At 70.2% G+C, this 10,338-nt stretch carries 11 protein-coding genes; 5 read left to right on the top strand and 6 right to left on the bottom strand.

Annotated elements, in window-relative coordinates; translation table 11 throughout:
- Positions 1 to 102: 102 nt before the first annotated feature.
- On the bottom strand, positions 103 to 756 hold the full coding sequence (locus ACZ4YL_RS35890; RefSeq protein ID WP_468122171.1) for a hypothetical protein: 654 nt from the start codon (positions 754 to 756) through the stop codon (positions 103 to 105).
- Between the two features lie 696 nt (positions 757 to 1,452).
- Positions 1,453 to 2,517, bottom strand: a complete 1,065-nt coding sequence (locus ACZ4YL_RS35885) for a hypothetical protein (protein ID WP_468122169.1) — start codon at positions 2,515 to 2,517, stop codon at positions 1,453 to 1,455.
- A 238-nt stretch (positions 2,518 to 2,755) separates the two neighbouring features.
- Here ACZ4YL_RS35885 and ACZ4YL_RS35880 point away from each other — a divergent pair, with 238 nt between their 5' ends.
- A complete protein-coding gene (locus ACZ4YL_RS35880) occupies positions 2,756 to 2,935 on the top strand; it encodes a hypothetical protein (RefSeq protein ID WP_284582029.1) in 180 nt (59 codons plus the stop codon).
- A 123-nt stretch (positions 2,936 to 3,058) separates the two neighbouring features.
- Here the strand turns inward: ACZ4YL_RS35880 and ACZ4YL_RS35875 are convergent.
- Both ACZ4YL_RS35875 and ACZ4YL_RS35870 read right to left on the bottom strand, forming a co-directional pair.
- A protein-coding gene (locus ACZ4YL_RS35875; protein ID WP_468122200.1) for an IS5 family transposase occupies positions 3,059 to 3,858 on the bottom strand; the annotation gives its coding sequence in 2 pieces (ribosomal slippage) (positions 3,059 to 3,520 and positions 3,523 to 3,858; 798 coding nt in all).
- Positions 3,859 to 3,905: 47 nt separating this feature from the next.
- Positions 3,906 to 5,174: a hypothetical protein gene (locus ACZ4YL_RS35870; RefSeq protein ID WP_468122167.1), complete on the bottom strand. Its 1,269-nt coding sequence runs from the start codon at positions 5,172 to 5,174 to the stop codon at positions 3,906 to 3,908.
- Positions 5,175 to 5,460: 286 nt separating this feature from the next.
- On the opposite strand from ACZ4YL_RS35870, the gene ACZ4YL_RS35865 reads away from it, so the two are divergent.
- Positions 5,461 to 5,688 carry an SIMPL domain-containing protein gene (locus ACZ4YL_RS35865; protein ID WP_468122165.1) on the top strand — a complete coding sequence of 76 codons (228 nt, stop codon included), beginning with the start codon at positions 5,461 to 5,463 and terminating at the stop codon, positions 5,686 to 5,688.
- Positions 5,689 to 5,771: 83 nt separating this feature from the next.
- On the opposite strand, the gene ACZ4YL_RS35860 is transcribed toward ACZ4YL_RS35865, so the two are convergent.
- Both ACZ4YL_RS35860 and ACZ4YL_RS35855 read right to left on the bottom strand, forming a co-directional pair.
- Complete coding sequence (locus tag ACZ4YL_RS35860; protein ID WP_468122163.1) at positions 5,772 to 6,089, bottom strand: hypothetical protein; 318 nt, start codon at positions 6,087 to 6,089, stop codon at positions 5,772 to 5,774.
- A complete protein-coding gene (locus ACZ4YL_RS35855) occupies positions 6,086 to 7,012 on the bottom strand; it encodes a ParA family protein (RefSeq protein ID WP_468122162.1) in 927 nt (308 codons plus the stop codon). The genes ACZ4YL_RS35860 and ACZ4YL_RS35855 overlap by 4 nt, the downstream gene beginning before the upstream one ends.
- A 308-nt stretch (positions 7,013 to 7,320) precedes the next feature.
- On the opposite strand from ACZ4YL_RS35855, the gene ACZ4YL_RS35850 reads away from it, so the two are divergent.
- The 3 genes from ACZ4YL_RS35850 (at position 7,321) to ACZ4YL_RS35840 (ending at position 10,327) form a co-directional block, all read left to right on the top strand.
- Positions 7,321 to 7,995, top strand: a complete 675-nt coding sequence (locus ACZ4YL_RS35850; protein WP_468122160.1) for a hypothetical protein — start codon at positions 7,321 to 7,323, stop codon at positions 7,993 to 7,995.
- A 654-nt stretch (positions 7,996 to 8,649) separates the two neighbouring features.
- The gene (locus ACZ4YL_RS35845) at positions 8,650 to 10,146 is read left to right on the top strand and encodes an alkaline phosphatase family protein (protein WP_468122158.1); all 1,497 of its coding nucleotides are present in this window, start codon (positions 8,650 to 8,652) and stop codon (positions 10,144 to 10,146) included.
- 46 nt (positions 10,147 to 10,192) lie between these two features.
- Positions 10,193 to 10,327, top strand: coding sequence for a hypothetical protein (locus ACZ4YL_RS35840; protein ID WP_468122156.1), 135 nt, complete (start codon positions 10,193 to 10,195; stop codon positions 10,325 to 10,327).
- Positions 10,328 to 10,338: the final 11 nt, after the last annotated feature.

The following is a 10,338-nucleotide window of genomic DNA, read 5'->3' as shown; positions in this document are numbered from 1 at the left end:
TGGTCTGCCGTGGGGTAAAGGGGGCGGTGGACCCCCCCTCACTCCCCTCTGCCGTTCGCTTTTTGCACCCCCCAGCCACACACCCCCGCGCCCAGCCCGGGGTCAGCCGCCACCCGAGTTAGCCGAGGCCGAACCGCCGGAGAACCAGGTCGAGTGGGACCGCGGCCGATCGCGCGTGCGGCGCTCGGTGCGCAGCTCCACCACGACCGCAGCCGGGCCGAGTAGGGCCTCCAGTGCGTCGGCGAGCCGTTGCGGGTCGCCGCCGAACGGGAGCGGGGCGAGCCGCTCCCGGCCGCCCCGCAGGACGAGTTCCAGCGCGAGCGTGGAGACGGCCGGCTTGCGGTCCCCCTGGTACGGCTCCACCACCTTGTGCGTCAGCTGCACCTCGTGCAGGGTGTCGACGGGCAGCCAGTCGTCCGGCCCGGCACCCCGGACCAACCGCAGGGACGCGGGCACCCCGGCCGGCGCGAACTCCACCCGCAGGATGTCCCGGGCCCGGGAAAAGGCCAGCGCCAGCCAGCCGAGCAGGTACTCCAGCCCGGCGATCACCCCCACCACCACGAACACAGTCGACGCCCGCGCCCCAGCCAGCACCATCCAGAAGGCGACGAGCAGGGTCGGCACGCCCAGAGCGAGCGGAGCGAACAGCGCCGGCCCCGCCGAGGTCAGCACGTTCCAAGCCGGCCCGGCCGGCCCGACGTGCAGGACCAGATCCGTCGAGTCGGGGCCTTGTCTCAACAAGGGATCGGTGGCCATGCCCCCAGCGTAGGACCGGTCCGCAAGAGCGCCTCGATCCCATTCGGCCGTTGAGGCACGACTTCTGACGGCCCGTATCCCTCAGCCGGCGGGCGCCGGCGTCGGGGATCAATCGAACCGTGGTTATTGATGAGATTGATCATGGGTTCTGACCCATGCCGGGGTCATGGCCCGTTTCGACCATCGAGAGCACGACGGCCATGGCACGTGATCAACAACGGGTGTGAGTAGTTGCGGAACAGGAAATCCCGACGAGATGGCCAGGCGCCCGGCCGGAGGTCACCTACATCCCCTCCGTCCGGGCGCCCGGAGCCCTCCCTCCGGACCCTGCGGGAGGCGCTGGAAGACGAGGCCAAGCCCTGGACCTGGGACACACTGGAGCATCTGCTTATCGACGCCTGTCGGGCCAAGGCCCGCGCCAGGCCACGGACCGAGTTCGCGAAGGCTTGCCGGGGCCGCGAGGCCTTCGAGCGGGAGGGCATCCCGATCTGACGGAGTCGGGCCTGTTGGGTCCAACAGGCCTAACAGGGTCAGAGATGGTCCTCGGGCGCGATCCGTGCCGCCTACCCGAAAGGCCCCGTCCGCGGCTCGCGGGACGGGGCCGGTGAGCGTTCTCGTGTTAAGCACTCGACGACGTCAGTCGGGGGTGTTGGGCCTAACAGGTCTTCCTGTGGAGCACCTGCCGCACCTCTGGCGCTACGCCGTGGAGGAGGCGCGGCGAGCCTCCTCTGCCCGGCGGTCCAGGACGCGCTGGCGGAGGGTGAGCTCCCTGCGGCAGACCTCGACGGCGTCCTGGTCCAGCCCCTGGTCGGTGAGCTGGTAGCGGTGAGGCTCGTACCGCTCCCGGGGTTCAGGCTCGGCAAGGGCCATCAGCCACTCGTTCGGGGTGAGGGGCACGGCGGACTCGCCGTCCTTCATGGGGCGGGCGAAGCGGATCAGGCCGAAGTCGAGCAGTCGCTGACAGCCGTCCTCCCAGGCGTCGCGCCGCAAGCCGAACTTCTCCTTGCGCGCGTCCCCGTAGAGGAACACCCCGGACTCCTGGTGCTTGTCGGGGGCCCACTTGCTGAGCACACGCAGGGCCAGCCAGGTGGCGACTTCCGACGGGGTGAGCACCTGGACCCACCCGTTCAGGAAGAAGGCCGCGGGGATGGTCACCGTCTTGGACGGGTGCCAGTGATTCGCGGGGACCGTGTAGATGTCCGGGCTCTGGTGACTGCCGCGGCCGCTCTCCTTCATGAGGCGGAACGACGCGTACAGCCGCTGCCCTCTCGCCCCACGGGGGACCTCGACCAGCGCCTGGTCGAGGTTCTCGCGGCCGACCTCTTCCAGGGTGCGCAGGGCTCCCTGAACCTGCCGCAGTCTCAGGTCCTCCGCCGCCCTGCCGCCGCGGGTGCCCCGCATGTACGTCTCCGACTTCGCGTCGTAGGCGCCGTCCACGGCGATCAGGTCGGACCAGGACCCCGGCCCGGCTAGCGGCAGCACGTTCTCCCACTGGCCTCCCGCCGCGAGCCGGCACTGCGCCTCGAAGAGCGTGAGCAGGTAGAAGCGCAGCGCAACGCCCCTGGGCAGGAGCAGCCGAGTCAGGAGCGGCCCGCCTTCGACGGGTTTCACCAGGTCGCTGCGCACCACGATGTGGGCGGGCTCCCGGCCGCCGCTCCAGAAGGCCTTCAGCGTCCCGTTCGCCGCCCCGGTCGAGCCGGTTCTGTCCATCTGCTCCAGTCGGCGCACCCGCCGCTCGTTCGCCACACGCGCATCAGCCACAGAAGTTCCCCCGCTTTGATCCCAACGTTTTGATCCGCACAAGAGATTACTAATCACTAAGTGGTCTGGGTGCGGATCAAAGCGTTGCCGGATTCCCGGAGAAGCGGGTCTGAACGGCCTGATCATCAGTACAGGGCCTTCTTCGAAGGCCCTGACGGCCCGCCGTTCGCACCGAAAGCGAACGGCCCCGGGGGGCAACCCGGGGCCGTCTCAGTTCAAGCACTCACCTAGGAGCCTAGTGGAAACCAACACCAACGAGAACGCCGCGAACCGCCCGGAGCCCCTGCCGCAGCGGTGGGCCATCATCCTCATCGGCGGCTTCGTGGCCGGCGCCGCCGTCTTCGTCCTCAGCGGCGCGTTGGCCGCCCTCGGGGCCGCGGCGGCGACCGTTGTGGGGCTGCACCAGCTCATCGCGTAGGCCAGCACCGAGGGCGGGGCGCCTCCCCCACGCCCCGCCCTCGGGCAGCTCCACACGTGTGCCCGTCCGCGACCACCGCCGGAAGCCGCAGGGTGTTGGACCTAACGGGTCTAAGAAGTCATCTCATTTGGTGAGTCTGCGGTAGCAGATGAGGGTGCAGGCGATGCTGGTGAAGGCGAGGAAGTGTTCGGCTTTGCGTTCGTAGCGGCGGTGGAGGCGGCGGCAGCCGGTGAGCCAGGCCATGGTGCGTTCGATGGTCCAGCGGTGGCGGCCCAGTCGCTGCGAGGACTCGATGCCCCTGCGGGCGATGCGATGCGTGATGCCGCGTCCGCGTAACCATCGTCGCAGGTGGGCGTAGTCGTAGCCCTTGTCCGCGTGGAGCTTGCCGGGTTTGCGTCGTCGGCGTCCGCGGCGCGAGCGGATGGGCGGTATGCCGCGGACGAGGGGCTCGAGGGCCTGGCTGTCGTGGAGGTTCGCCCCCGAGATTCCGACGGACAGGGGCAGACCGGTCCGCTCCGTGATCAAGTGGATCTTCGACCCGAACTTGCCCCGGTCCACAGGATTCGGACCCGTCAGGTCCCCCTTTTCAGGGCCCGCATGTTCACCGAGTCGATCGCGCAGCGGGACCAGTCCAGCTCGCCGCGAGCGCCGAGCTCGTCAAGGACCAGGCGGTGCAGCTTGGCCCACACCCGCGCCTTGCTCCACTCGGTGAACCGCCGGTGAGCTGTCGCCCCCGACGGCCCGAACGACGCTGTGGGCAGTTGCTGCCAGGTGCAACCCGAGGTGGCCACGAAGACGATCGCTGCCAGTACCTCCCGGTCGCCATGCCGACGCCGGCCACCACCCTGCGGCCGCGACGGCGCCTCCGGCACCACCCGCTGGAACAACACCCACAACTCATCCGGCACCAGCCGCTCAACAATGCCCACCACGACCGACAGTCTACCCAACCACCCAAATGAGATGGCCTCTAAAGGGGGGTGAGGTGCAGGGCTCGGTCCAGGGAGCGCAGCAGCTCCGGCTCCCATCCGGCGCGCGGGACGTCGGCGGCGAGCAGGCCGCCGGCGCTGAGCACGGCGAGCTGGACCTGGTGCTCGATGCCGAGGCGCCATGCCTCGCGCAGGACGTGGCGGGCCTCGTCGCGGTCCTTGCGGCCGGTGGTCGCGGCGGCCTTGGCGTCGGGAAGGGCGGCGAGACCGCGGGCCGCCCGCTGGAGCCGGTCCATCAGCTCGGCGGCCCGCTCGGCGTCCGGCGCGGGCGGCACCAGATGGAGCTCTGGGGCGGCGACTCCTCGGCGCAGTTGTTCCATCCGCACCGGCAGCGGCGTCCAGCCCGGTGTCCCGGCGAGGTCGATGTTCACCTTCTTCACTGTGGCGCTGTAGGCACTGCCGGTACCCCACTCCTGCAGGGCGGTGCCGGCGGGCCGGTACTCGGGTCCGGCGTTCTCGTCGACGACGCCGCCGTGGTTCCCGCGTACGGACACCCACAGCCAGTCGGCGCCGCCGGTGACGTCGCCCATCAGCATGCGGCGCACCAGGAGGTAGCGCTGCAGCGCGGCCCGGGTGGCCCGGCGCAGCGGGTAGACCTCGACGGACACCGGGCTGTCGGGCCGGGCGTTCTGAGGGCGGCGCCGGATGCGGACCTCCCCCAAGGCGGGGGAGAGGTCCTCCAGGCGCAGCGCGCACAGCTCGCCCACCCGGGCGCCGGTGTCCAGGACGACCGAGGCCATGGCGAGCATCCGCACCCAGCGGGGATAGCCGTGCTCCATCAGGCCGCCCTCGACGCTCCAGCGGGTACGGCGGCCGACGTGGTCGGACAGGGTCACCAGGCTCTCGCGCAGCTGCTCGCGGCGGGCCACGTCGACCGGCTCCTTGCGGGGGAGCTCCTTGAGCTGGCGCAGGTAGTGGACCTCCAGGCCGAGCTCCCGCTGGAGCAGGGCCATCACCCCGGAGCGCACCATCGCCGTCGCCTCGGAGGTCGGGCGCTTCTCCCCGCGGTCGCGGAGCTCGCCTTCCAGGGCGAGCTTCTCGTACGCCTTGAGCGACTCCGGGTCGAAGACGTCGGCCAGGTCGTCGCCGACGCCGTGCGGATGGCCGGGGTGCTGGAGGGCACGGACCAGCTCGCGGGCGTGAGCCCGGATCTGCCGACGGCGGGCGTCGGAGGGGGCCTCCTCGCACACAGCGTCCACGGCCTCCTGGAGCTCGGGCATCTCGTCCAGGAGGTCAACCTTCTTCGTCACGCCCTGCACGGTAGCCACGTCCGGCCGGGCGTACTGACCGAACCGGGAATTAGACCCATTAGAACCAACAGGCCCAACAAGGCCTGACGTGGCATGCCAAGGGCGGACACGACAGCGGCTGGATCCAGGTCCGCATGACCGCTCATCCCGATGAAACATCCCCGCCCTATCGAGGGGGTCGCTCTGCCCTGTTCTGCCCCTTGTGCGAGGTTGGCTCCCCTAGGCTCGTGTCGATCTAGGAATGTGCTGGGAGAGACCGACCTGGCCAGAGGACGAAGGAGTCCCCGTGACTGATCCGAACACTGTCGTCGTCAACGGCGAAGGGACCGCACCCGATCTCGACTCGGCCCGAAAGCTGGCCTACACGGACGCCCGGAAGCGCGCGGAGCAGCACGCAAAGCTGTCCGGCCAAAAGCTCGGCCGGACAGTCGACATGGCCGAGACGACGACTACGGACCCTGCCGACGGAGCAGCGGCCCGCGTGGCCGTCGCGGTGACGTTCGCCTTGGCCTGACGCCGACGCCGGACACCTTCACCGGCCCTGACGCACGCGAGGGCCCCACCGGAAGCGGTGGGGCCCTCGTCGTCTGCGGCTGGCTACTTCGTGACCGGCGGACCGCTCTTGAGGTTCTTGTTGCGGCGCTGGGCGAACGGCGCACCGTTGTTGTACGCGCGCTCGTCGCGACGCAGCTGCGCGAGGACGGCGGCCTCCACGTACGCGGACAGCGACACCGGGACGTCGGCGTCCTCGTCGTCGATCCGCTGGAGCGCGACCACTGCGTTGCGCAGCCGGTTCATGGTCTCCGGGCTGACGTACGCCGGGATCTTCTCCTTCGTGCCCGGGCCGGACGTCTTCTGGGCTCCCAGCTCCTTGCCGAGGAGGGTCCCCTGCCCGAAGGGCATTCCGTTGCTCATGCTGCAGCTCCCCGCGGCGCCACCAGCATGTGACCGAGCTGGTCGAAGTCACGCGTGGTGGTGGACCGCTTGTTGTACTCGCGGATGGACTGGTTCTCGTCGGGCGCGGTGGTGGCGTCCACCGACCTGCGGATGGGGCACACGAGCGCGTCCGGGTAGTGCGCGGCCATCTCGTTGCCGACCGAGCGGGAGATGATCGTCTTGCCCCAGGCCGTGAGCACGGCGGCCCGCACCCTCACGTCGTACTCCTCCTGGGCGTCGGCGATCGTCCTGCGCAACGGCTCGTTCGACTTCTTGTCCAGGCCGCTGAGCTGGCTGGGCACCAGGACCTCGCCGCCGATCGCCAGGGTGAAGGTCGAGAGCTTCCCGACCTTCGGCGGGCAGTCGACGATGGTGATGTCCACCGGTGCCTCGCTCCGCTTGATCGCCCGGCGCAGGGTGCGCTCACCGTTGACCGCCGGGTCGTACTCGACGACCGCGCAGTCCTCATAGCTGGGCACGATGTAGAGGTTCTTGTACCGGGTGTAGTAGGTCGCCTCGTCCAGGCCGGCCTCGCCGTACATGACGTTCTTCAGCGTCAGCCGGTGCTTGGGGTCCAGGCCTTCGGGATAGACCGGCGCCAGCCACCCGGTCAGACCGGCGTCCTGCGGGTCGGCGTCGATGATGCGCACGGTGTAGCCCATCGCCGCCCAGGCGCACGCGAGCTCCAGGGTCGTGGTCGTCTTCCCGGCACCGCCCTTGCGGTTGAAGACGATGAAGACGCGGTGCTCACCCGGGGCGATCGGGGACGGCCCGGTGAATGCGGCCGGGAGCAGGATGCGCGGGCGCAGCTTGTTGGCCGGCTCCGTCCACTCCCGTTCGAAGACGGCCGGCATGCGCAGCCGGTCCGGGATCTTCAACGGCTCCAGCGTTACCTGGACCATGGCTCTCTCCTCATTCGGGCCTCTCCCCGTCCACTCGTCACCGCCAGACCGTACCGCCTCCTCCCAGCCCGTACGTGGACCCGGCGACGCTCCGCCCGATCGGGGAAAACCCCAGGCCAGCGTGGTGCCCCTAACAGGGTTGACCCCATTGGGTCCAACAGGACCGGGCGCCTGGCGCGTTGACCAGGGAGGACCGCCCGGTACCCCGGTGAGACCCCGCGCCCGCGCGCGCGTAGGACCGTCGCGTAAATCGCAAAATGCGTGACGCCGGAGACGCAAGCGACCAGGTGTACGTACGGTCCGCCCGCATGAGATCAAGCACCCGCCGCCCGGGCCGTCCCTCCCTGCTGACGCCGGAGCGGATCGAGAACATCGTCAAGGCCACCGCCGTGGGCGTCGCCAACTCGCTCGCCGCCGAGGGCGCCGGCGTTTCCCGGGCCACCCTCGCGCGGTGGATGGCTCGCGGCCGCAACGCCGCCCAGGCTCGCGAGGACGGAGAACTCGCGAACGCCACCGACGACGTGTACGTCGAGCTGTACCGGCGGGTGAACTCCGCTCGGGCGCAGATGGCCGCCCGGGCGCTCGCGCGAGTTCTGCAGGCGGGCGCCGGGAGCCTGGTCCTGGAGGAACGCGTGCGCACCTACAACGACCCCGTCACGGGCCTGGACGTCGAGGAACGGCAGACCCGGTACCTGCGGCCGGACTGGCGTGCGGCGGCCTGGTGGCTGGCCCACGTGTTCCCCGAGCACTACGGGCCGAACGCCCAGAGCTGGGAGCAGGTCCTCGACGCGTACGACGCCGAGCAGGCCGCCATAGAGCACACCGCCGGCCCCGACGACCCTCACCTCGCCGAACTCGCCGAACGCCTCGCAGCCACCCTCGCCGCCCAGGACTCCGAACTCCCTCCTCCTGTCGGACGGCGAAGGGCTGGCCCGCCGACAAGGCCCACGTCGGCCGTCAGCGGCAGGCGGAGACGCTCGTGAACGAGCGCCTCGGATACCTCGGGGACAACCCCGTCGCAGTCCCTGCCGCCCGATAGACCCGCCGACAGACCCGCTCACGAAACCGCAGACGGGCCCTTATAAGCCCTGTTAGCCCCAACAGGTCTAACAGGGACCGTCCTTGTCGGTTCCGCTGTCAGCGGTCCGTACGGATGCCTTGGAACCCCAGCCCCAGCCCGCGCCGCCTCGGCCTCGCTCGGCGCAGGGCGGGCGCGGTCGCCGCGGCGTTGGCCGTCCCGATGATGTGCCCGCCGAAGATTCTCGGGCGTGAGCCGGCAGGGAGCGTCATTCGAAACGTGCGGTATTGGGCTGCGGCTGGCACGCCGGGGGAAATGCCAGCCGCGCAAGGCCCTGGCCGGGCCGGACGGGAGAAACAGCCAGGCCGCATCGTCTGGGCGCTTGTGCGCCCTGGACACGGGCGGGGCTGCCGACCCCTGCATGACCAATACGCACAAAAGGCATATTCTGCACGCAAAGACGCAATCCAGGGCTGGCGCCGGTCCGGTGCACGGGCAGGGCCGATGACGGGGCGCGTGGCTGAGACCCGGTTCAGCGTCGAGTCCGGCGCGGCGGGCTATGGAATTGCGGGTAAGGGCTATGGCGGTCGGGCCGGAGAACGCACTGGACCACGTTGTGGTGCTTATGTTCGAGAACCGGTCGTTCGACAACCTCCTGGGCCGGCTGTACGAGCCGGGTGAGGTTTCCTCGTTCGAGGGGGTGCTGGGCAAGGAGCTGTCGAACCCGATCCCGCCCTGGGCCGAGGACGGCGCCGAGCGTGGCAGCGTGCCGTACGGCGTCGCCACGTCGATGAACACCCCGAGCCTGGATCCGGGCGAGGAGTACCCGCACATCAACACGCAGCTGTTCAACGTCCTCGGCCAGCCAGGGACGGCCGCCTTCAGTCCGCCCTACAACGCGCCCGCGGCCGGGGCGGTGCCGACCATGGACGGGTTCGTCACCGACTACATCCACACCTGGTGGGCGGCCACCGGCCGCCAGCCGTTCTACCAGGAGTACCGGCAGATCATGGCCGGCTACACCCCCGAGCAGGTGCCGGTCGTCTCAGCGCTGGCGAAGGGGTTCGCCGCCTTCGACCACTGGTTCTGCGACGTGCCCTCGCAGACCTTCACCAACCGCTCCTTCTTCCACGCCGCCACCGCCTCCGGGCTGGTCGTGAACATGGGCGAGGAGGGTGACTTCCTGCGCCAGAACACGGCCGAAACCCTCTTCGACCGCCTGGACGCGGCGGGCCTGGACTGGCGGGTGTACTGCGATCCGCTGTCGCACTACTCCCTGACCGGCCTCATCCACGCCGCCCGGCTGCGGGAGAAGTTCGCCACCCACTTCTCCTCCACCACACGCTTCTTCGAGGACGCGCAGGCCGGCGCACTGCCCCGGTACTCCTTCATCGAGCCGCAGATCATCGGCTGGGCGCACAACGACATGCACCCCCCGTTCTGGTCCTCGGCCCCGGGACTGGTGTGGGACCCGCCCTCCAGCGTGCTGGGAGGCGAGGACCTGCTCGCGCGGGTGTACGAGGCGGTCCGCTCGTCGTCGTCCCCGCACGGGTCGAATCACCTGAACACAACGTTGCTGGTGACGTTCGACGAGCACGGCGGCACCTACGACCACGTGCCGCCCGGCCCCGCGCCCGCGCCCACCGCGGGCGCCCCGGCCGGGCAGCTCGGCTTCCGCTTCGACCGCCTCGGCGTACGCGTCCCGACGATCGCCGTCTCGGCCTGGATCCCCGAGCGCACGGTCGTCACCCGGGAACACTGGAACACCTCCGTGTTGGCGACCCTGCGCGAGCGGTGGAGCCTGGGGCCCCCGCTGACCGAACGGGACGCCGCCGCGGCCACCTTCACCGACGTCTTCACCCTCGATGCCCCGCGCCTGCAGGAGGACTGGCCTGAGGTGAGCCCGCAACCCGTCCCCCCGCTGCACGAGTCACTGGTCCCCCTGGAGGCGCCACTCGGCAGCCACGCCAAAGCCCTGTTCGCGACCGTGTTCGCCCTCGGCACCGAACTCGGAGCCCCAGTCACGGGCATCGACCTGGAGCGGGCCACCGGGGCCCAGGCGATCGACGCGACGCACGGCCTCTTCCGGAAGTTGTTCCCCGGAGTGCACGCCTGAGCCCGCGGCCGACGAGCTGGCCATCTGCCACATCACCCACGTCCTCGTGGAGCACAGCCAGCCGCAGCCCGAGCCGGAGTTCTGGCTCCGCGTCGCCGTCCTGCACAAGCTCCAGATGCGAACCCAGGCCGCCATGGAGGCCGCCCTCCGCAAGACCCAGGATCTTCCGCTCATCGGCTGAGAGGGGTGGTT

The sequence above is a fragment of the Streptomyces sp. NPDC030021 genome (assembly GCF_055574035.1).
This window is presented reverse-complemented; position numbering and strand designations above follow the sequence as displayed.